The following is a 22,006-nucleotide window of genomic DNA, read 5'->3' on the forward strand; positions in this document are numbered from 1 at the left end:
TCCGGGGAAGGGGGGAGTGGTACGAGGACGGCGCGCTCTACTGCTTGACGCCGCCCGTGGCCAGGCCGCTCTGCCAGTACCGCTGCAGCATGAGGAAGGCCACGACGAGGGGGACGATCGAGATGAGGGAGCCGGTCACCACGAGGGCGAGCATGTCGCTGCTGGCGCCGGCCCCGCCGTTCTGGGCTTGGGCGGCCCAGGAGGAGAGCCCGACCGTGATCGGGTACAGGTCCGGGTCGTTGAGCATGATCAGTGGGAGGAAGTAGTTGTTCCAGGTCGCCACGAGGGTGAAGAGCAGGACGGTCACCAGGCCCGGCGCGAGCAGTCGCAGGGCGATCGTGAAGAAGATCCTGGCTTCCCCGGCGCCGTCGATGCGGGCGGCTTCCAGGATGCTGTCGGGCACGGCGTCCTGCGCGTAGACGCGCATGAGGTAGAGACCGAACGGGTTGACCAGGGAGGGCAGGATGATCGCCCAGGGGGTGTTGACCAGGCCCGCCTCGGCGAAGAGCAGGTAGGTCGGGATCGCCAGGGCGGTGGTGGGGACCATGACGGCGCCGAGTACGAGGTTGAAGCCGACCCGGTCGCCGCGGAAGCGGAACTTGGCGAAGCCGTAGCCGGCCGAGGCCGCGAGCAGGGCGGCACCCAGCGAGCTGACCACGGCGTACATCACGGTGTTGAGCAGCCAGTGCACGAAGACCCCGTCGTCCTGGGTGAAGGTCTCCTTGATGTTCGTCAGCAGTCGCGGGGCGTCCGAGAACCACAGGCCGAAGCTGTTGAACAGGTCCTGGGTGCTCTTGGTCGAGGCGATCAGCAGCCAGAACAGGGGGAGCAGGAAGTAGGCCAGGGCTGCCAGCATGGCGATGGTCAGCGGGGTGCTGCGCCGGACCGGGCGCCTCTTCGGACGAACTGCGTGGACCGGCTCCGTGACCGTCGATGTGACCGCGGCCGGGGGCGTAGTGGTCGTCACGGCGTCCTCCTGCGGTTCGCGGTGAGCAGGACGGCGTAGGAGGCGATCACGATGACGAGGCCGAGGAGGAAGGACACCGTGGCCGCGTAGTTGACCTGCTGGCCGGTGAAGGCGAGGGAGTAGGCGTAGAGATTGGCGGTGTAGGAGCTGCTGATGACATCCGGGGCGACTTTCATCAACAGGTTGGGCTCGTTGAACAGTTGGAAACTGCCGATCACGGAGAACAGCAGGGTGAGCATCAGCGCCGGCTTGAGGGCCGGGAGTTTGACGGACCAGGCGATCCGCCAGGCGCCGGCCCCGTCCATCGCGGCCGCCTCGTACAGCTCCTGGGGGACGGTGCGCAGGGCGGCGTACAGGATGATCATGTTGTAGCCGACGAACTCCCAGGTCACGATGTTCGCCAGGCTGCCCAGCATCCAGCCCTCGGTGAGGAACCGCGGGGCCGGCAGATCCAGACTCCGGCTCAGCTGGGCGAAGGGGCCGAAGTCCGGTCCGTACAGGTAGCCCCACATGAGTGCGGCGACCACGCTGGGCACGGCGTACGGGACGAAGATGCCCAGCCGGATCACGCGCGCCAGGCGCAGCAGGCCGCTGTCGAGTGCGAGGGCGAACAGCAGCGCCAGCAGCAGCATGACGGGGACCTGGATGACGAAGAACAGTGCGACCCGTCCGACGCCGTGGATGAGCAGCGGGTCCTGGACGGCTCTGACGTAGTTGTCCAGCCCGACGAAGGCGGTGCCGCCGATGAGGCGTTCCTGGAACAGGCTGAGGTAGGCGGCGTAGCCGAGCGGGGCGAGGAAGAGCAGGAGGAAGAGCACCATGAACGGTGCGACGAACAGCGGCCCTGCCGCCCGGCGCTTCCCCTTGGCGGAGATCGCGGTGGTGACGGCCATCTCAGCTCCCCTTGACGGTGAAGCCCTGGTCCTTGGCGTACGTGGTCAGCCGCGACTGCCACGTGCCGAGCGCGCGGACGGTGTCGGTCTTGTCGGCGAGGGACTTGCCGACCGTCTCGGTCCAGTCGGTCGCCGCCTGGTCGAGGAACGGCGGCCACTGGAAGGAGGAGTTGACCGTGGAACTGATGTCCGCGAACAGCTGGTTGACCTTCTGGCCGCCGTAGAACGAGGGCGCCTGGCCGACGAACTCGGCGTCCGTGAGCAGGGCCTTGGTCGCCGGGAAGAAGAACTGCTCGGTGGCGAACATCCGCGCGCTCGCCGGGTCGGTGTTGAGGAACTGCGCGAACATCGCCGCCGCGATCGGGTTCTTGGTCGACCGGATGACCGCGGTCGTCGAGCCGCCCCAGTTGCCCGAGCTGGGCTTGGACGCGTCCCACTGCGGCAGTGGGGCAGCCCGCCACTTGCCCGCGGTGGCCTTGGCCGAACCGGAGAGGAAGACGGGGCCCCAGGCAGCGGTGATCCAGGTGGCGTACTTGCCCTTGTTCAGCGCGGCGTACCAGCCGTCGGTGAAGTCCGGCTCGACGCCGATGACCCCCTCCTTGGCCAGCCCGCCCCAGTACTCGCCGAGCTTCCTGGAGGCGGCGTCGTCGACGCTGATGGTGATGTCGCTCTTGCCGGAGGTCACATAGGGCTTGGCGCCCGCCTGCCACTGCAGGCCGTGCCAGGCGGCGGGCTGGTTCGCCGCGAGGTTGGTGAGGTAGACGTCGGGGTCGGCCTTGTGGAGCTTGCGCGCCGCGGCGGCGAACTCGTCCCAGGTCCTGGGGACGTCGATGCCGTGCTCGTCGAAGATGTCCTGCCGGTAGAGCATGCCCATCGGGCCGGTGTCCTGCGGGATCGCCCAGACCTCGCCGTCGTCGCCGCTGACCTGGCCCCAGGTCCAGTCGACGAACCGGTCCTTCAACTCGGCGGCGCCGTACGGCCGCAGGTCCAGCAGGCTGTCGGTGATGGTGAAGGTCGGGATCGCCTGGTACTCGATCTGCACCATGTCCGGAGCGCCACTGCCCGCCTTCAGAGCCGTACGCAGCTTGGTGTACTGCGGAGTGCCCTGGCCGGCGTTGACGACCTTGATTTTGACCGCCGGGTACTTCTTCTCGAAGAGGGCGATCTCCTTGGCGATGTTCGGGACCCACGTCCAGAACGTCAGCTCGGTCGGCGTCTTCATCGCCTTGTCGATGTCGGCCTGGCTGACCGGCTCGGCGGAGGCGGAACCGCCGGAGTCCCCGCCGCCGCACGCGGTGAGGGCGGCGCCGAGCGACAGGGCGCCGGTCGTGGTGAGGAACAGTCGGCGGCTCATGGGTGAAAGGGCGGACGAAAGGGTGGATGTGGATACGGTTCTGGGCATGGTGAACTCCCGCCGGTGGCTGAGGCGGCACGCCTGGCGAGGGCGTGCGAGGGGATGGGGGTCGGAGGCACGGACGCGATGACCGGGCTGCCGAAGCCCACGTGGCCGGGGCCGCGCGCGCTCGGACAGGCGACGGTGACGCACCACGAGTCGTGGAGCGGGAATCGCGGCCTGGAGAGGCTGATGACGTTCAGTCAGGTATGGAGAGCCCGCTGGCGCCACGCTGGGTTCAGGGCGACTTCGGATCGCCCGGGTGAGGGTGCCCGGACGGCGGTCGCCGCGCGATCACCGTGCGTCGCCCGTGAGCCGGGGTCGTCCGGCTGGGCGGTGGCGCGGTCGACGCGCGGACGATCAGGTCGACCGGTGGTCCGCTCGGCGGCAAGGGGTCCGCGTTCGGGTTCTCGATGGCGTGCACCAGACGCTTGAGCCCCTCCTGCGCCATGGCGTCGAACGGCTGCCGCACCGTGGTCAGGGGAGGAGTCACATAGGCGGCGACGGGGATGTCGTCGAGGCCGACCACGCTGACATCCTCCGGCACGCGCCGGCCGGCCTCCGTCAGCGCGCGAATCAGACCGATCGCCATGTCGTCGTTGGCGGCGAAGACGGCGGTGACATCGCCGTTCTCGGCCAGTTCGCGTCCGGCCAGGTAGCCGGACGCGGCCGACCAGTCGCCCTCGATGGCCGCAGGTGCGTCCAGCCCCTGTTCGGTCAGTGACGCCCGCCATCCCGTCAGGCGGTCCCGGGCGGCGTACCACCGCTGCGGGCCGGCCAGGTGATGGACGGTCCCGTGGCCGAGCGCCAGCAGGTGTTCGGTGGCGGCGCGGGCCATCAGATCCGCGCCGCGCCCTGCCGTCAGCACCGTCGGCGCGGTGACGGGCGGTGGTGGTGCGCCGAAGGCGACGACCGGCACGTCGATACGGAGGGGTTCTCCTCCACCGGGGCTCTGCTCGTCGATCGGTTCGGAGATGACGATGCCGTCCACGCCCTGGTCGAGGAGCGAGTCCACGGCGCCGGCAAGGCCTGCCGGGTCGCCTTCCATCGTGTTGACCACACGGAGCGCGTATCCCGTGTCGCGGACGACTCGCTCGACACCGATGAGGAGTGAGGCGGGTCCGTACAGGGCTGTTCCCAGCGTGACCACGCCGATCGAGCGGGTCCGCCCGGAGGCCAGTGCCCGGGCGGCGTTGTTGCGCCGGTAGCCGAGCTGTTCGGCGGCTTCGAGGACGCGTCGGCGGACCTCGGCGGAGACATACGGCTCGTCGTTGAAGACCCTGGAGACGGTCTTCTGGGAGACGCCGGCCAGCCGGGCCACATCCACGCTGCTGGGTGCCGGGGAACTTCCGCCCCGTCCCGTCTTTCCTCGCGTCATGGTGGCTCCCGGTGACCGCACGAATCGAGTCCGATGATGCCAGACGCGACCCGCATGACCGCGCAGTCATGTCTGCGCGGTCATGTCTACGCAGTCATAAGGGCTCCGTCAAGAGTTCGGACACGTTTCCGGGACTGGGCGTACGTGCACGGCTTTCTTGCTCCCGGACCATTGACATGGCGTTGTCCGAGAGCTGAGGCTTGCGCTTGCAAGCCCGATCATTGAAACGATTCAAGGCCTGTGGTGCCTCGACCGGGGCGCCCGGCCGGTGACTCGACACCCCCTTGCGAGGCGAGCTGAACCAGCTCAGCAGGCTGGAGCGTCGCGAGGGCTTGTCCCGGCAGGGCCGGGCGGTGTTCACACCGGCCGGTTCTGCTGTTCGATGTGCTGCCTGACCACGGAGAGCGGGGCGCCTCCGACGGTTCCGGCGAAGTGAGAGCCGGACCAGAGCTTGTTGGCCCGCCAGTAGTGGCGCACCAGGTCGGGGAACTCCTGACGGAGGTGGTGGGAGGAGACGCCCTGTCACCAGGCTCGGTGCACCAGCCTCCGACGAGGCGGCCAAGTACCGCCTCCAGATCGCCGAGATACGCGTCGGACAGCCGCGAGCCGCTCCCTCACGGGGGAGGTGACCACCACGTCGGCCGGCCGGGGGGAGAGAGACCGCGAAGTCGGTGGCGGGGGGCGGGGGTGTCGGCGACCCAGACGTGTTCCTGCTGGAAGAGCGTCGGTGTGCGGGTCAGGGCAGTCGGGGCAGTACGTCCCGAGCCGTGTGGCTGAGGATGCGGAGATCCTCCGCGAACCGCTCGCGGTCCGCCACCGGGAGGGGGTTCAGGAAGTACCGCTTGATGTTCTCGACATGGATCAGCGAAGCGCGGACCGTCGTCTCCTCGCCCAGCGGGGTCAGCCGCACCAGCCTGCCGCGCCGGTCGGCGGGGGACTCCGCCCGGGTCACGAGCCCGGCCGCCTCCATGCGGTCGACCAGCCGGGTGGCACCGCCGGTGGTGAGGACCTGCTCCTGGGCGATGGCTCGCATGGACAGCCCCGGCTCGCCCGCCCGCCCGAGAATCAGCAACACCTCGAACATCAGGTGGCTGATGCCGCACTCGACCTCCAGCGCCCGCCCGAGGATGTACTCCAGCCGGTTGGCGGCCCCTTGCAGCCGCCCGAACGCCAGGATGAGGTCATGATCGGCGGCCTCCTTCGCCGTCTCGATGCCCGCCTCGTCGTTCACGGCCGCGCCGCCCCTTTCCTGATCCCGACTGCCACCCTACCGATCATGCCTGGGCGGACGACTGAACAGCTCCCGCTGAACAGCCCTCGTACGGCTCGGCATGCGTGGGCCTACTTCGGCGGTCGGTCCGTGGTGCGGCGGGGCACGAGCGTGGGGGAGAGGGTGACCTGCACCGGCGGTCGGCTCCGGTCGGCGATGCGCTCCAGGAGGAGGCGCGCGGAGTCGCTGCCCAGCTCGTGGCCGCCCTGGTCGACGCTGGTGAGGGAGATCGGACCGAACGCGGCGAACGTGGTGTTGTCGTAGCCGGCCACCGAGAGGTCCCCGGGAACGGACAACCCGGCCTCGGCGACCGCGTCGAGCACCCCCATGGCGGCGATGTCCGCCCCGGCGAACACCGCTGTCGGCCGGCGGCGACGAGCCAGCAACTCCTTCGCGGCCTCGTAACCGCCCTCCTGGGTATAGCTGGTGGAGACCACGTCGATCGACTCCTCCAGCCCATGCGCCCGCATGGCCTGCCGATATCCTTCGGCGCGCCGGGCGTTGGGCATCTCCGTGAGGCGGGTCGCGTCGGTCTCGTGATGCTCGATGTGGGCGATCCGACGGTGCCCGAGAGCCGCGAGGTGGCCGACGACCAGGGACGCGCCCGCGATGTCGTCGTCGGTCACCGTGTCGTACAGCGGCGAGGACCCGTGCCGGCCGACGACGACGGTCGGCACCGCGGTGGCGACCTGCTCCAGGTGAGCACGTGACGACACGGGTGCGACGAGGATGAGCCCGCCGTACGGCGAGATCAGAAGCGAGTGGGCTGTCGAGGGCGGGGGCCGGACCCTCGCGTACGAGGCGGTCGTCCCCGCGAACAGCGAGGCCATCCTGAGTCTGCCGGCCGCCTCCGCCGATGCGGTCCGCGAGGGGCGAACCCCGTTGGCACGAGTGGACGGTGTGCGTCTCCTCGGCCACTCCGACGGGGTGTCTTCGTTCCGACTGCCTTCTGGCCGGTACCGACTGACCACCGACCTTCACTGACAGAGGCTCGCGACCGTGGACCGGACGGTCGGGTGCCGGTACAGCTCCCGCAGCCGTGGGGACGGCAGGCCGCGGGCCCGCAGGGCGGCGCCGATACGGACGGCGAACAGGGAGTTGCCGCCCAGTTCGAAGAAGTCGTCGTCCGGGCCGACGGGCACGCCCAGCACGTCGCCCCAGATCTCCGTCAGGGTGGCGGTGAGGGTGTCGTCGGCGCGGACGGCGGGGCTCTCGTCCCGTCCCGACGCGCGGACAGGGGCGGGCAGTCGTGCCGTGTCCAGTTTGCCGTTGGGGGTCAGGGGGAGGGCGTCCAGTGCGGTGACCGTGGCGGGGAGCATGTGTGCGGGCAGGATGCCGGCGGCTCGTTCGCGGACCGTGGCGGGGACACCCCCGGAGGACAGGACCACGTAGGCGTCGATCCTGGCCGTGGCGGCGTCGGCCGGGTCGTCGCGATGGACCACGACGGCCGCTGTGCGTACCTCGGGGTCCTCCAGCAGGACGGCGCGGATCTCGTCCAGCTCGATGCGGAAGCCGCGGATCTTCACCTGGCTGTCGATCCGCCCGAGGTGTTCGAGCCGTCCGTCGGGCCGCAGCCGTCCGAGGTCGCCGCTGCGGTACATCGTGCCGCCGACGAAGGGGTCCGGTACGAACCGCTGGGCCGTCAGGTCCTCCTGGCCCAGATAGCCGAGTGCCACCCCGGCGCCGCCGACACAGATCTCGCCCGCCACTCCGGGCGGCAGCAGGCGTCCGGCCGCGTCCAGCACGTAGAGGTGCCAGCCGGGCAGGGCGCGTCCCACGGACCGGGTGCCGGCGAGCGCCAGTCGCCGGGTGAGGGTCTCCTCGGTGACGTGGACGGTGGTCTCCGTGATGCCGAACATGTTCACCACCCGGCACCCGGGCTCGGGGTGCCGGTCGAACCAGGGCAGCAGCATGCGCGCGTCGAGTGGTTCGCCGCCGAACACGACGAGGCGGACACCCACCTCCGCGTGGTCCTCGGCCAGGAGCTGCGCGAAGGCCGACGGGGTCTGGCTGAGGACAGTGACCTTCTCCGCCACCAGCAGATCGCGGAAACGGTCGGGTTCCCGGGAGACGAAGTACGGCACCACGACCAGCCGTCCGCCGGTCAGCAGGCAGCCCCAGATCTCCCATACCGAGAAGTCGAAGGCACTGGAGTGGAACCAGGTCCATACGTCCGCTTCGCCGAGCCCGTACTCGTCGCGGGTCGCGTCGATCAGGGCGATCACGTTGCGGTGCGGCACCTCGACGCCCTTGGGGCGGCCGGTGGAGCCGGAGGTGTAGATGACGTAGGCGGCGTCATCGGGGGACGGGGGCGGCGGCTCCGGCGGTCCGTCGAGCGGCTCGGCCGTCAGGCCGTCCGGAGTCACCTGTACACAGTCCGCCACGGGCGGGAACTCCGGGAGCCCGGTGACCACCACGCCCAGCTCCGCGTCCCGTGCCGTGTGGGCGAGCCGGTCCGCCGGGTAGGCGGGGTCGAGAGGGACGTAGGTCGCGCCGGCCTTCAGCACGGCGAGGAGGGTGACGACGAGTTCGGCGGAGCGCTCCAGGCATACGCCCACCCGGTCGCCGCCGACGACTCCACGCGCCCGTAGACCGGACGCCAACCGGGCGGCCCGCTCGTCGAGTTCGCGGTACGTCAGACCGGTGGTGCCGTCGGTCACGGCGACGTGGTCCGGCGTCGCCGCCACGATCCTGGCGAACGCCTCGGGCACGCTCGCCGGCCCGGTGGCGGTGGCGGTGGCGGTGGCCGGGGGGCGGAGCGGCCGGCCGAGCGCCGCCGTGCGGGCGCGTTCCGCCTCGTCGAGCAGTTCGACCTCATCCCACGGGGTGTGCGGGCGGTGCAGAACCTGTTGATGCACATGCACCAGGTGGCGTACGAACTGTGCTGCGATCTCCGCGGAGAAGTGACTGCCCATGTGGTCGCAGCGCAGTCGCAGGCCGCTCGAGTCGCGGATGACGGAGACGGTGAGCGGGAACGGGGGTGCGAGGCAGGGAACGTACTCGGTCTCGGTCCCCGTCTCGGTCCCGATCTCGCCATCCCCCTCACCATCCCCCTCACCCTCGCCCGGATGGCCTGTGGCGTCGAAGAGCAGGCCCGTCAGTGCGGGGCCCGTCGCCGGGGAGGGCTTCGACTCGCCGAGTGTGGCGGCCGGTTCGACCGTGAAGCAGCCGTGGCCGGTGCCGATGACCGGCGGCGTCTCGGGGTCGTAGCGGCGCAGGGTGACGGCGAGTGCCGTGAGCCAGCTCGCCTCGTCGCCTCCGTCGGCTCCGTCGTCCAGGGGGATGTGGTGGGGGGTGCCGGGGGTTTCGTCGGCCAGTCCCCAGGCGGGTGGGGGCGCGAGGATGGGCGGCTCGGGAGCCGAGGGAGCGTCGCTCGGTGCCATGGGCTCCCCGGCTGCCAGTCGGTCGAGGGCCGTACGGTCCCAGCGTCCGCGCGGGGCGACGACGATCAGGTCGGACAGGCCGTCGGCGTAGCGCAGGAGAACGCCGCGCGGAACGCGGCTCGGGCGGGCGAGCTCGGTGGCGCGACGGCGTTCGGCCCGTTGGTCCGTCGCCGGGACGGAGAGGTCCTCGATCCACCACTCGGGCTCGGTCCACCCCTCGGGTCGGAGTGTGGGGCCCTCGGAACGGCCCGGCCTGACGCGCAGCGCGTGGCAGTGGGCTCCGGGGAGGAGGGGATCGGACAGCGAGGCGGACACGGGCCGTACTCCTTGGTCGTTCGGGAGGATCGGGAGAGCAGGGGCCGGGCTTGAGAGGTCTCAGCGGGTGCTGAAGCCGCCGTCCACGGTCAGGACCGAGCCGGTGATCTGCCGGGACTCGTCCGAGGCGAGGAAGACGACCGCGGCGGCGACGTCCTCGGGTTCGATGAGGGCGTTCATGGGCTGGGCCTCGACGAAGGTCTTCTCGTGCTCGTGGACGGGTACGTCCAGTGCTCTGGCGATCTCGGCGAGCATCCGGCCCTCGGCGCCCGTGTCGTCGCGCACGGAGCCCGGGCAGATGGCGTTCACGCGTACCTTCGTCGGCGCGTAGTCGAGCGCGGCGGCCTTGGTGAGACCGATGACGGCGTGCTTGGCGGCGACGTATCCGGCGAAGTGCCGGTAGCCGACGAGTCCGGCGGTGGAGGCGATGTTGACGATGCTGCCGCCGCGCCGGGTGCTCATGGCCTTGCCGACCTCGCGGATCACCCGCCAGGCTCCGGTGAGGTCCACGTCGATCATCAGGGACCACTCGTCCTCGCTGATCTCGTGCACCGGTGTGCCCGAGGGCGCGGCGATGCCCGCGTTGTTGACGGCGACGTCGATCCGGCCGAACCGGTCCTCGGCGCGGGTCACCGCCTGCCGTACGGCGAGCAGGTCGCGGATGTCGGCCTCGGCGGTGAGGACCGCGGCCCCCGTCTCCCGGCACAGCGCGGCGGTGTGCTCCAACTGGCCCGGCGTGCCCAGCGGGTAGGGCACGCCGGGCAGGTCGGCGCAGATGTCCAGCAGGACGAGGTCGGCGCCCTCGGCCGCACAGGCGACCGCGATGGCCCGGCCGAGTCCGCGGGCGGCGCCGGTGACCAGGACCGACTTTCCGTGCAGACGCATCGGGAACTCCTTCACGAGGCCAGAGTCGCGACGATGACGTCGAGGAGGGCGGGCGCGTCCTCCGTCAGGTACATGTGGCCGCCGGGGACCTCGACGGAGGCGAAGTCGCGGCCGGTCGCCTTGTTCCAGGACACGGCGTCCTCGTGGCCGACCAGGTCGTCGTCCTCGCCGCGCACGACCGTGATCGGCACGTCCAGCGGGAGTCGGGTGCTGCGGACGTAGTTCTCATGCATCTCGACGTCCGCGCGCAGGGTGGGCAGGAGGAGTTCGCGCATCTCCGGGTCGTCGAGCGCGGGGTGGCTGTAGCCCGCGAACTCGCCGACGCGGGCGAGGAAGTCCTCGTCGGACAGGCCGGTGGCCCGCCGCTCACGGCCACGGTCGGGTTCCGGTGACCCGCTGACGAACAGGTGGACGAGTTCGACGCCGGGTTCGGTCACCAGCCGGTGGGCGAGTTCGTAGGCGAGCACGGCACCGAGGCTGTGCCCGAAAAGGGCCACCCGGCCGCCGTCCTCGGCGAGCCTGTCCCGCAGTTGCGCCAGCAGCCCGTCGACGGCCTGGTGCGCGTCCCGGTACGGCTCCTCGTCGATCAGCCGCTCCCGGCCCGGCAGTTGCAGCGCCGTGATCTCCAACGCGTCCCCCGCCAGGGCGACCCAGGGACGGTAGAACGAGGCGCCCGCCCCGGCGTACGGAAGGCATACGAGCTTGGTCGTGTCAGGGGTGGTCATGGGTGCGGGGGTCTCCTTGTGGGTCGGACGGACGCTCACTCGCCCATGGCCTCGATCAGGCTCTTGGGGCGCATGTCGGTCCAGTGCGCGTTGACGTAGTCCACACAGGACCGGCGGCTCGCCCGGCCGTGGACGACGGTCCAGCCGGCCGGGACCTCGGCGAAGGCGGGCCACAGGGAGTGCTGGCCCTCGTCGTTCACCAGCACCAGGTGCTCGATGCTGTCGTCGTCGAAGGGGTTGGTGGTCATGCCGGGTTCCTCCTGAGGTGGCTGTCCAGCACCGGGCCGATGCGGTCCAGTGACATGGGCCGGGTCATCTCCCCGTGGGTGCAGGGAAGGTCGTGGTTGTCGATACGGCCTTCGACGTACGGCTGCCAGGAGCCGTACCGGTCGGGGAGCGCGTCCGGATCCTGTGCGGCCGTGAAGAACAGCAGGTCGCCGTCGTACGACGTGGGGGCGAACTCGCCCAGCAGGCGCCGGTTGCCGGCCGTCACGTCGACCAGCGCGGCCAGCTCGGCGTCATCGAGGATGCCGGGCATGTCGGGCACACGACGGACCAGTTCCGCGAACCGCCTGTCCGTCAGTGGCCCGTGCTCGTCCCCGTCCAGGGGCACGGGGCGGCCGAGGATGGCGAGGAGGCTGCGCAGCAGCGCCGGGCGGTCGGACGGGGCGGGGCCCTGCGCGGTCCAGGACCCCGGGAAGGCGTCGAGCAGGGCGAGGAGGCCGACCTGTTCGCCGGCTGCCCGGAGGCCGACGGCCACCTCGTACGCGACGAGGCCGCCCATGGAGTAGCCGAGCAGGTGGTACGGGCCGTGCGGCTGTGTCTCACGGATACGGGCGGTGTGCTCGGCGACCACCTCGGCCAGGGTGCCGGCCGGTTCCCGGCCCGGGATCAGGCCCCGGGACTGCAGTCCGTACAACGGTCGGCCGGGGTCGATGTGCCGGGCGAGTCCGGCGAAGCCCCAGGACAGGCCGGAAGCGGGCGGGAGGCAGAACAGGGGCGCGAGGTGGCCTCGGGTGCGCAGGGGGAGCAGGGGGCCCAGCGGGGCCGTACCCGAGGTGCCGGCATGGTCGCGGCCGGGACCTTCGGGGTTGCCGGGCACTCCGTGGTGGTCGCCGTCGGCCGTCCGACGAGCCAGGGCAGCCACGGTCGGTGTGTCGAAGAGCGCGTGCATGGGCACCTCGACGCCGAGTTCGGCGCGGACGCGCGCGGTCAGACGGGGGGCCAGCAGGGAGTGGCCGCCGAGGTCGAAGAAGCCGTCGTGGACGCCGACTCGATCCGGGACGAGGCCGAGGACCTCGGCGAAGATGCCGCGCAGTGTCTCCTCGCGCCCGTTACGCGGGGCCGTCCTGGCGGACAGTGGCGCTTCGGGGGCGGGCAGCGCCTTCCGGTCCAGCTTGCCGCTGGCGGTGTGGGGGAGAGCGTCGAGGGTGACGAACAGCGAAGGGATCATGTGGGCGGGGAGGGCGCGGGCGAGGTGGTCGCGAAGCTCGCCCTCCGCCGGCGTTCCCCCGACCGGGACGACGTACGCGATCAGCTGTTTCTCGCCGCGGCCGTCCTCCCGTACCGTCGTCGCCGCCTTGGCGACGGCCGGATGCGCGGCGAGTGCGGCCTCGATCTCGCCCAGTTCGACACGGAAGCCCCGGACCTTCACCTGCTGGTCGGCCCGGCCCAGGAAGGTCAGCTGACCGTCGGGGCCGCGCATCGCCAGGTCGCCCGTCCGGTACAGGCGTTCCCCCGGCCCGCCGAACGGGTCGGCGACGAACCGCTCGGCCGTCAGACCCGGCCGGCCGAGGTAGCCGCGGGTGGGCCCGCCGCCCCCTACGTACACCTCTCCGACGGCCCCGTCGGGCACGGGACGCAGGGCGTGGTCGAGGAGGTGGATCCGGTTGCGGGCGAGGGCACGGCCGATGGGCGGGCCGGCCTTGTCGAGCGGCTCGCCCGCGTCCGAACTGCCCTGGCCGGAGCTTGGGTCGGACTGCCAGGCGGTGGCGTACACCGTCGCTTCGGTGGGGCCGTAGAAGTTGACCAGCCGGGCTCCGGGGAAGGCGGTTGCCATGTCGGCGCGGAGTCGCGGGGAGATCGGTTCGCCGCCGAGGGCCACCGTGTGCGGTGAGATCGCCGGTCGTTCGTCGAGCACGGTGGCCATGACCGTGGGGACGCCGCTGATCAGACCGGCGTCCCGTGGGGTGCCGTCGGTGAGTGCGAGGAGGCTCTCGACGATCTCGATACGGCCGCCGCACAGCAGCGGCGAGAAGATCTCGAACACCGACACGTCGAAGTTGAGCGAGGTCGAGAACAGCACCTCGGCCAGCCGGTCGGGGCCGAACTCCGTGTGCGTCCACTCGACGAACTCGACGGCGCTCCGGTGCGTGGTCAGGACCCCCTTGGGGCGGCCCGTGGAGCCGGAGGTGTAGGTGATGAAGGCAAGGTTGTCGGCCGTCGATGCGATCGCGGGAGCGTCGCTGACCGTCGGACCAGTCGTGGGCTGAGTGTCGAGGTCGAGCGTCCGGGTGCCCTCGGGCAGCGCCCCGGCGGTGCCGGTGGTGGTGAGGACGACGACCGGACGGGCGTCGGCGACGATGTACGCCAGGCGGTCGGCCGGGTAGGCGGGGTCGAGCGGCAGATAGGCGGCACCGGACTTCAGTACGGCGAGGACGGCGACGACCAGCTCCGCCGTACGGGGCAGGGCGATGCCGACGACACGTTCGGGGCCCGCACCGAGGGCGGTGAGGCGGTGTGCCAACTGCTCGGCGCTGTCGTCCAGTTCGCGGTACGTGAGACGGGTGCCCCGGTCGAGTACGGCCTCGGCGTCCGGGGTGGCCGCGACCTGGGCCGACCAGAGGTCGGTGAGGGTACGGGTCGCGGGTGGCGGGAGTTCGGTCCGGCGGGGGAGTTCCTCGGGGGCCAGGAGACCCAGGCGGCCCTGCGGGAGGTCCGGGTCGGCCGCCATGGCCTCCAGGATCCGCACCAGACGGGCGAGTGTGGCGTCGGCCCAGCCGGCGGGGAACAGCCCGGGACGGTAGGCCAGCCGGAGACGGGGCCGGGGGCCCGGGAGGGCCACGAGGGTCACCGGGTAGTGGGTGGCGTCCCGCCCGCCCGAACCGACGACCCGGAGCTCGCCCTCACCGGCGTCGCCGTCGCCCGTCGCCTCCGGGTCCACCGGATAGTTCTCGAAGACGACGAGGGTGTCGAAGAGCTCCGGGACGCCGACCGCCCGCTGGATGTCGGCCAGGCCGAGGTGGTGGTGGTCGAGGAGGTGGACGTAGGTGTCCCGGACCTCGTGGAGCAGCCGGCCGAGGGGATCGGCGGGGCGCAGCCGGACCCGGGTCGGGACGGTGTTGATGAACAGGCCGACCATGGACTCGACGCCGGGCAGCTCGGGCGGGCGGCCGGAGACGGTGGTGCCGAAGACGACGTCGTCGCGACCGGTCAGCCGGCCGAGGAGGATCGCCCAGGCGGACTGGACGAGGGTGTTCATGGTGACGCCGAGGCTTCGGGCGCGGGCCGTGAGGGCGGCTCCCGTCGCAGCGGACAGCTCGATGCGGGCCTGCACCAGGTCGGTGGTCCCCGAGGGGGCGTCCAGGGCCAGCCGGGTCGGCTCGTGCACGCCGGACAGCGCGTCCCGCCAGGCGGCCTCGGCGGCGTCACGGTCCCGGCTCTCCAGCCACTGGAGGAAGGCGCGGTACGGCGGGACGGGTGGGAGGACCGCCAGGTCGCCGTCGGCGGCGTACAGGGCGAGCAGTTCCCGGAGCAGCACGGAGACCGACCAGCCGTCGAGCAGGATGTGGTGGTGGGTGACCAGCAGCCGGTGGTGGTGCTCGCCGGTGCGGACGAGGGCGCACCGCAGGAGGGGAGGGGTGGCCGGGTCGAACCCGCGCTCCCGGTCCTCGTCCAGCAGGGCGGCCCACGCCTTCTCGGTGTCGGTGCCCGGCTCGGTCAGATCGGCCTCGGTCCACGGCAGCGTCGCCCGGTGCGGGACGACCTGCACCGGCCGGCCGCCACGGCGCCGCCGGAAGGCCGCCCGCAGGTTCGGGTGGCGGTCCAGCAGCGCCTGTGCGGCGGCACGGAGGCGGCCGGCGTGCACCGGGCCGTCGAGTTCGAAGACCAGCTGCACGACGTACACGTCGGGGGCGTCCCGTTCGTGCTCGTACAGGGCGTGGAAGAGCAGGCCCTCCTGGAGCGGGGTGAGGGGGAGTATGTCGGCCAGCGCGGGCTGCGTCATGTCGTCGTCTCGTTTCGCTTTCTCGTCTCGCTGTGCCTGGTGAGGCTCTTCCGGTCCGCCGGGGCCTGGCGGCTCTCCCGGTCGTCAGCCGTCGAGGCCCGCGGCCAGCTCGTCCAGCTCGTCGTGGGACAGATCCGCCACCGACAGGCCCCCGACCGACGGACCGGCGCCCTCGCCGGTCCGGGACACGAGCGCGGTGAGCGCGGCGAACCACGACTCGGCCAGCGCCCGCACCTCCGGCTCGGTCAGTACGCCGTCGGGCCATGACCAGTCGGCCCGCAGATACGGGCCGGTGCCGGTGTCGCGGACCACCGCGTTGACCTCGAGGACGTGGGCGGCGGCGAGGCCGGGATCGCAACCGGCGCCCAGCGCCGACGACTCGGGAGCGAAGGCCCACGGAGCGGAGTCGCCGGGGTCGGGGGCGGTGAACCGGCCGAGGTAGTTGAAGCCGATCGCCGGAACGGGAGCCTTGGCGAACTCGGCTGCCGTGTCCGGGTTGAGGTGGCGGAGGAGGCCGTACCCCATGCCGTGGTCGGGCAGCTCGCGCAGGCGCTCGGCCACCCGGCCGACGGCGAGGTCGGCGGCGGCTCCGGCGGCCAGAGCGTCGGCCACGTCCACGCCCTCCAGATCCAGGTGGACCGGGTAGATCGAGGTGAACCAGCCCACCGTGCGCGACAGTGCCAGCCCGGGCACGGGCTCCTCGCGGCCGTGGCCCTCGACGTCGAGCACGACGTGCCCGGAGCCCTGCCGCTCGGCGACGGCCAGGGCGAGGCCGGTGAGCAGGACGTCCTGGACGCCGGCGCGGAAGGCGCCCGGGACGGTGGTGAGCAGCGGGCCGGTCGTCTCGGGCGGCAGGGTCAGCCGCAGCGAGCGGGTCGTGGCGGCGGTGTCCTGGTCGGGGTCGAGCGGCCGCGTGCCCAGCGGGGTGCGCGGGGCGTCCGCGACAGCGCGCCACAGCTCGGCCTCGGCGAGCCGCGACGGCGTACGCGCCTGCTCGTCCAGCACCGCTGACCAGCGACGGAACGACGTGCCGACAGCGGGCAGTTCGGGCCGCCGCCTCGCCACGACCGCCTTCCAGGCGGCCGCCAGATCGGGGACGAGGACGCGCCAGGACACGCCGTCCACGGCCAGGTGGTGCACGACCAGCAGCAGACGCCCCGGCCGCTCGGGCCCGGCGTCGAACCACACGGCCCGGACCATGGCCCCGGCCGCCGGATCGAGCAGCCCCACGACCCGGTCGAACTCCTCGGCCACGGCCGCGTGGAGGTCGCTCGCATCGAAGGTGTGGGAGATGTCCCGGCGGTCGAGCAGGTCGGCGGCGCCGACGGTGCCGGCCGGGCGCACGTCGAGCTCCGGGCCGACGGTGAGCCGGGACCGCAGCATGTCGTGGTGGTCGAGCAGGGCCTGCAGGGCGGAGGCCAGCCGGGGCCGGTCGGCCGCCGCGGGCACCGTCAGCAGGACGGACTGACTGAACCGGTCGATCGGGCCGCCGCGTTCGAGCAGCCACCGCATGACGGGGGTGAGCGGGACCGGGCCCGTGCCGTCGTCCGGGACGTGGGGGAAGGCCGCTCCCGGGTCGCTGCTGGGGCCGTCGGCCGTTCCCGCGCCGCCATCAAAGGCGTCTGCCCTTGCCGCGCCGCCACCGGAGCCCCCGACCGGCCCACGCGCCACCGCCGCCAACTCCCGCACCGTCTGGTGCTTGAAGACGTCCCGGGCGCTGATCACGACCCCGGCCTCGGCCGCCCGGCTCACGAGCCGGATCGAGGCGATGCTGTCGCCGCCGAGCGCGAAGAAGTCCTCGTCGAGCGGGACTTCGGGCAGCTTGAGCAGCTCACGGAAGAGCGCGGCGAGGATACGTTCGGCCGGGGTCGCCGGTTCTTGTCCGGCGGGGGCTCCCGTGGCCTCCGCCGTCGGCGGTGTCACCGGTGGCGTCTCGCGCTCCGGTTCCCGGGAGGAACGCTCGTCGTCCCCCAGGAGGTCCACGTCCTCGATCCGCACCGCGGGATCGGCGGCGACGACGGCCAGGAACCGAACCAGCGCCCGCGCGAGCCGCTCGACCGTGGCCGGCTCGAACAGGTCGGTGCTGTACTCGGCGATGCCGTCGATCCCCGCCGGGCCGCCGTCGGCGTCGCGGCGCTCGCTCAGGTAGAGGGAGAGATCGAAGCGCGCGGCCCCGGTCTCGACGGGTTCGCGGACCACACCCAGTCCGGGCAGGGACAGACCCGGATGCGAGGCATGGCCCGTGAAGGCCAGCACGACCTGGAAGAGCGGATGGCGGGCGAGCGTGCGTTCCGGGCTGAGCGCGTCCACGAGGAGGTCGAACGGCACGTCCTGGTGGGCGTAGGCCGCGAGGTCGAACTCCCGGACGCGGTGCAGCAGTTCGCGGAAGGTGGGGTTGCCCGAGGTGTCGGTGCGCAGCGTGAGGCTGTTGACGAAGAAGCCGACCAGGTCGTCCAGCCTGCTGTCGGCGCGTCCGGCGACCGGGGTGCCGAGGGTGATGTCGGTGCCCGAGCCGAACCGGGTCAGCAGCGCGGCCAGTCCCGCCTGGAGCACCATGAAGAGCGTGACCCCGGAGGCGTCGGCGAGGTCGACGAGGCCCGCGTGCACGTCGGCGTCGAGGGTGAGGGCCGCACGGTCGCCGTCGCCGCTGGGTTCTGCGGGCCTCGGACGGTCGGCCGGAAGGGGCAGTTCGTCGGGTGCGCCCGCCAACGCGTCCCGCCAGAAGGAGATGTGACGGTACATCGGACTCTCGGGGGCGGTCGTGGAGCCGAGCAGCTCGCGCTGCCAGTGCGCGAAGTCGGCGTACCGCACGGGCAGTCGCCGCCACTGCGGGGCGCCGCCGGTGGTCCGTGCCGCGTAGGCCGTCTCCAGGTCGCGCATCAGCGGTGCCATGGACCAGCCGTCGACGGCGATGTGGTGGGCGAGCAGGAGGAGGACGTGGGTGTCGTCGTCGAGCGCGTACAGCGTGGTGCGCAGCGGGGGTTCGCCGGACAGGTCGAAGCGGTGCCGGGCGGCGGCGGTGAGCAGCGCGGGGAGTTCCGCCTCGGTGGCCGTCACGACGGCGAGGTCCGGCCGGCCCGCGTCCGGGTCGAGGATCCGCTGGTAGGGGGTGCCCTGGAAGTCGGGGTGGAGGGTGCGCAGCGGTTCGTGCCGGGTCACGAGGTCGGCGAGGGCCTCCCGCAGGGCCTGCCGGTCGAGGGCGCCGGTGAGGCGCAGGGCCCAGGGCACGGTGTAGGTGGTGTTGCCGCCGCCGAGATGGTTCATGAACCACAGGCGCTGCTGGGCGTACGACAGCGGAATCGGGGCGTGTCCGCGCTCGACCGGGGTCAGTTCGGGCCGCCGTACGTCGTCCTGGGCATTCGTCAGGCGCTCGGCCAGTCCGGCGGGTGTCGGTGACTCGAACACCGCGCGGACGGGCACCGCGGTGCCGAGCGCGCCCCTGATCCGGTCGACCAGGCGCATGGCGAGCAGGGAGTCGCCGCCGAGGTCGAAGAAGCCGTCGTCGGCGCCCACCCGGTGCGCCGCCACGCCGAGCACATCGGCGAACAGGCCGCACAGGATCTCCTCCTGCGGGGTACGCGGGGCGCGGCCCCCGCCGGAGGGTGCCACCGGCGTGGGCAGGGCGGCCCGGTCCAGCTTGCCGTTCGCGGTCAACGGCAGCCGCTCCAGGACGACCACGGCGGCGGGCACCATGTGCTCGGGAAGCGTGCGCGCCACGTGCCGGCGCAGCTCGTCGGCGTCGAGGTTCCGCCCGGCACCGTTGCGTCCCGCGTGCCGGTGTGGCTCGTCCGCGTCGACGGCCCGCCCGACTTCGCTCCGTCCCGCGTGCCGACGCGGCTCGTCCCCGTCGAGGGCGGCGCCGCCCACGACATAGCCGACCAGCCGTCCGTCCCGTACGAGGACGGCCGCGCGCGTCACGTCGGGGTGGTCGGCGAGCGCCGCCTCGACCTCGCCGAGTTCGATGCGGAAGCCGCGGATCTTGACCTGGTCGTCCGCCCGGCCCGCGTACACCAGCTCACCGTCCGCCGACCAGCGCGCCAGGTCGCCCGTGCGGTACATGCGGTCGCCGGGGCCGCCGAACGGGTCGGCCACGAACCGCCCGGCCGTCAGGCCCGGCCGGCCCAGGTATCCGCGGGCGAGGCCCGCCCCGGCGACGTACAACTCACCGGTCGTGCCCGGCGGTACGAGCCGCAGCCCGGCGTCGAGGACGTACGCGCGCAGGTCGGGTATGGCGTGCCCGATGGAGCCCTGGCCGGTGCGTGCCGTGTCCTCGGTCAGCGGCAGGCCGGTGACATGGACCGTCGTCTCGGTGATCCCGTACATGTTGACGAGGACCGGCGCGTCCTGCGGGTGCCGGGTGTACCACTCGGCGACTCCCGTGAAGTCCAGTGCCTCGCCGCCGAACACCACGTACCGCAGGGCGAGTTGACGGCCCACGTCCGGGAGGGCGGCGTCCGCGGACAGCAGTTCGCCGAAGGCCGACGGCGTCTGGTTGAGCACCGTGACGCGTTCGCGGGCGAGCAGCCGCAGGAACTCCGCCGGTTCCCGGCTCACCGCGAACGGGACGACCACGAGCGCGCCGCCGTGCAGCAGCGCGCCCCACAGCTCCCACACCGAGAAGTCGAAGGCGTACGAGTGGAACATCGTCCACACGTCGTCCGGCCCGAAGTCGAACCAGTGCCGGGTGGACTCGAAGAGGCGTACGACGTTCGAGTGGGGCACCGCGACGCCCTTGGGGCGGCCCGTGGAGCCCGAGGTGTAGATCACGTACGCCGTGTTGGCGGGGTCGGGGCCCGGTGAGGAGAGTGCCGTCGAAGGGTGGTCGAGCGACTCGGCGACCGTGACCACGGGGACCTCGCCGACGGGCAGCCCCGCGGACCCGCCGTCCGTCGTCACCAGGAGCACGGGGGCCGCGTCGGCCAGCATGAAGGCCAGTCGCTCCGCCGGGTACTCCGGGTCCATCGGCACATACGCGGCACCGGTCTTCAGCACCGCCAGGACGGCCACCACCAGGTCCGGTGTGCGTGGCAGCGCGAGGGCGACCAAGCGCTCCGGGCCCGCGCCGCGCGCGGCGAGCAGCCGCGCGAGGCGGTTGGACCGCTCGTCCAGTTCCGTGTAGGTGAGGCGGGTTCCGTCGTGCACGACGGCCGTGGCGTCGGGCGTGCGGGCGGCCTGCCGGGCGAACAGCTCGGGAAGGGTGACCGCCGGCGCTGCCATGGGGGTGCTCGCCCCGCACAGCAGGCGCTCCCGCTCGCCCGGGAGCAGCGCCTCCACCTCGCGGACGGGGCGCGACGGGTCGGCCGCCAGGGCCCCCAGCACCCCGGCGAAACGGTCCAGCAGGGCGCGGGCACCCGTCTCGTCGTACAGAACGGGCCGGTAGGACAGACGCAGAGCCAGCCGGCTGCCGGGCAGGACGGAGAGGGTCAGCGGGTAGTGCGTGGCGTCACGGCCCGCGAGCTGGGTGACCTGTGACGCCCCCCGGGCGGCGGACGCGGGGTAGCTCTCGAAGGCCAGCAGGGTGTCGAAGAGGTCCCCTGTGCCGGTGACGCGCCGGATGTCGGCGAGACCGAGGTACTGGTGCGGCAGCAGGCCCGCCTGCCGGCTCCGCAGCCCGGTGAGCAGGTCGGCGACGGTGTCCTCGTCGGTCCAACGGACGCGGGTGGGAACGGTGTTGATGCAGAAGCCGACCATCGACGCGACGTTCGGCAGCTCGGGCGGGCGGACCGTGACGGTCTGGCCGAAGACGGCGTCGTCACGGCCGGTCAGCCGGCCCAGGAGCACACCCCAGGCGCCCTGGACGACCGTGTTGAGGGTGACGCCGAGCGCGCGTGCCGTCGCCTCGGCGCGAGCGGTCGCCTCCTCGGACAGTTCCACGACGAGTTCGTGCGGGAGGACGGAAGCGGCGGAATCGGCGGAATCGGCGGAAGCCGCAGGGGCCACCAGGGTGGGTCCCGTCACCCCGGACAGGGCGTCCTGCCAGGCCCGTCCGGCGGCGCCACGGTCCTGCCGGGCCAGCCACGCCAGATAGTCGCGGTAGGGCGGCACGGGCGGGAGCGAGATCGGGTGCTCGCCCGCGTACAGGGCGCCGAACTCGCGGACGAGCAGCTGCTTGGACCAGCCGTCCAGCAGGATGTGGTGATTGGTGATCACCAGCCGGTACCGGTCCGGAGCCCACCGCACCAGCAGATGGCGCAGCAGCGGCGGCTTGGCGAGGTCGAAGCGACGGGTGCGCTCCACGTCGAGCAGCCGCTCCCATGCCGCCTGTCGGCCGGGCTCGTCGTGCGCGGACAAGTCGGCCTGGGTGAAGGGCAGTTCGATGTCCGTGGGCACGATCTGGAGCGGAGGCCCGGCGTCCCGGCGCCGGAAGCAGGCGCGCAGGTTCGGGTGCCGGTCGAGCAGCGCCTGCCCGGCGGCCCGTACGGCGGCGGGGTCGACGTCGCCCGTCAGCTCCAGGATCTGCTGGGCGGCGTAGACGTCGGGGGCGCGGTCGTCGTCGTACTGGGCGTGGAAGAGCAGCCCCTCCTGCAACGGCGACAGGGGCAGGACGTCGGAGATTCCGGACCGGGTCACCG

13 protein-coding genes and 1 pseudogene are annotated in these 22,006 nt (G+C 72.3%); 1 reads left to right on the forward strand and 13 read right to left on the reverse strand.

The genetic code is table 11. The features are described from left to right. Positions 1 to 37: 37 nt before the first annotated feature. The 7 genes and pseudogenes from JIX56_RS43835 to JIX56_RS43865 all read right to left on the reverse strand — a co-directional run bounded on the left by JIX56_RS43835 (position 38) and on the right by JIX56_RS43865 (position 6,731). Positions 38 to 967 carry a carbohydrate ABC transporter permease gene (locus JIX56_RS43835; protein ID WP_443031985.1) on the reverse strand — a complete coding sequence of 310 codons (930 nt, stop codon included), beginning with the start codon at positions 965 to 967 and terminating at the stop codon, positions 38 to 40. After that, positions 964 to 1,860, reverse strand: a complete 897-nt coding sequence (locus JIX56_RS43840; protein ID WP_257549516.1) for a carbohydrate ABC transporter permease — start codon at positions 1,858 to 1,860, stop codon at positions 964 to 966. The genes JIX56_RS43835 and JIX56_RS43840 overlap by 4 nt, the downstream gene beginning before the upstream one ends. 1 nt (position 1,861) lies before the next feature. Beyond that, the gene (locus tag JIX56_RS43845; RefSeq protein ID WP_443031986.1) at positions 1,862 to 3,214 is read right to left on the reverse strand and encodes an ABC transporter substrate-binding protein; all 1,353 of its coding nucleotides are present in this window, start codon (positions 3,212 to 3,214) and stop codon (positions 1,862 to 1,864) included. Between the two features lie 277 nt (positions 3,215 to 3,491). Next, on the reverse strand, positions 3,492 to 4,631 hold the full coding sequence (locus tag JIX56_RS43850; RefSeq protein WP_443031987.1) for a LacI family DNA-binding transcriptional regulator: 1,140 nt from the start codon (positions 4,629 to 4,631) through the stop codon (positions 3,492 to 3,494). Between the two features lie 357 nt (positions 4,632 to 4,988). After that, positions 4,989 to 5,153 (reverse strand): annotated as a pseudogene (locus JIX56_RS43855) (transposase); the annotation flags it as partial. Positions 5,154 to 5,367: 214 nt separating this feature from the next. Further along, positions 5,368 to 5,862: a MarR family winged helix-turn-helix transcriptional regulator gene (locus JIX56_RS43860; protein ID WP_257549518.1), complete on the reverse strand. Its 495-nt coding sequence runs from the start codon at positions 5,860 to 5,862 to the stop codon at positions 5,368 to 5,370. Positions 5,863 to 5,972: 110 nt separating this feature from the next. Continuing rightward, positions 5,973 to 6,731 (reverse strand): substrate-binding domain-containing protein, encoded by a 759-nt coding sequence (locus JIX56_RS43865; protein WP_257549520.1) that lies wholly within the window; start codon positions 6,729 to 6,731, stop codon positions 5,973 to 5,975. Here JIX56_RS43865 and JIX56_RS43870 point away from each other — a divergent pair. Beyond that, a complete protein-coding gene (locus JIX56_RS43870) occupies positions 6,631 to 6,885 on the forward strand; it encodes an alpha-L-rhamnosidase C-terminal domain-containing protein (RefSeq protein WP_443031988.1) in 255 nt (84 codons plus the stop codon). The genes JIX56_RS43865 and JIX56_RS43870 overlap by 101 nt on opposite strands. On the opposite strand, the gene JIX56_RS43875 is transcribed toward JIX56_RS43870, so the two are convergent. The 6 genes from JIX56_RS43875 to JIX56_RS43900 all read right to left on the reverse strand — a co-directional run bounded on the left by JIX56_RS43875 (position 6,879) and on the right by JIX56_RS43900 (position 22,004). Next, entirely contained in the window at positions 6,879 to 9,587 is a 2,709-nt protein-coding gene (locus JIX56_RS43875) for a non-ribosomal peptide synthetase (protein ID WP_257551460.1), read from the reverse strand. The genes JIX56_RS43870 and JIX56_RS43875 overlap by 7 nt on opposite strands. 72 nt (positions 9,588 to 9,659) lie before the next feature. Next, positions 9,660 to 10,484 carry an SDR family oxidoreductase gene (locus JIX56_RS43880; RefSeq protein WP_257549522.1) on the reverse strand — a complete coding sequence of 275 codons (825 nt, stop codon included), beginning with the start codon at positions 10,482 to 10,484 and terminating at the stop codon, positions 9,660 to 9,662. An 11-nt stretch (positions 10,485 to 10,495) separates the two neighbouring features. Further along, positions 10,496 to 11,209, reverse strand: a complete 714-nt coding sequence (locus JIX56_RS43885; protein ID WP_257549524.1) for a thioesterase II family protein — start codon at positions 11,207 to 11,209, stop codon at positions 10,496 to 10,498. A gap of 35 nt (positions 11,210 to 11,244) precedes the next feature. Continuing rightward, positions 11,245 to 11,457: an MbtH family protein gene (locus JIX56_RS43890; RefSeq protein ID WP_257549526.1), complete on the reverse strand. Its 213-nt coding sequence runs from the start codon at positions 11,455 to 11,457 to the stop codon at positions 11,245 to 11,247. Continuing rightward, entirely contained in the window at positions 11,454 to 15,434 is a 3,981-nt protein-coding gene (locus JIX56_RS43895) for an amino acid adenylation domain-containing protein (RefSeq protein ID WP_257549528.1), read from the reverse strand. The genes JIX56_RS43890 and JIX56_RS43895 overlap by 4 nt, the downstream gene beginning before the upstream one ends. Positions 15,435 to 15,518: 84 nt before the next feature. Then, positions 15,519 to 22,004 carry a non-ribosomal peptide synthetase gene (locus tag JIX56_RS43900; protein WP_257549529.1) on the reverse strand — a complete coding sequence of 2,162 codons (6,486 nt, stop codon included), beginning with the start codon at positions 22,002 to 22,004 and terminating at the stop codon, positions 15,519 to 15,521. Positions 22,005 to 22,006 lie beyond the last annotated feature (2 nt).

The organism is Streptomyces sp. CA-210063 (assembly GCF_024612015.1).
Taxonomy (GTDB): Bacteria; Actinomycetota; Actinomycetes; order Streptomycetales; family Streptomycetaceae; genus Streptomyces.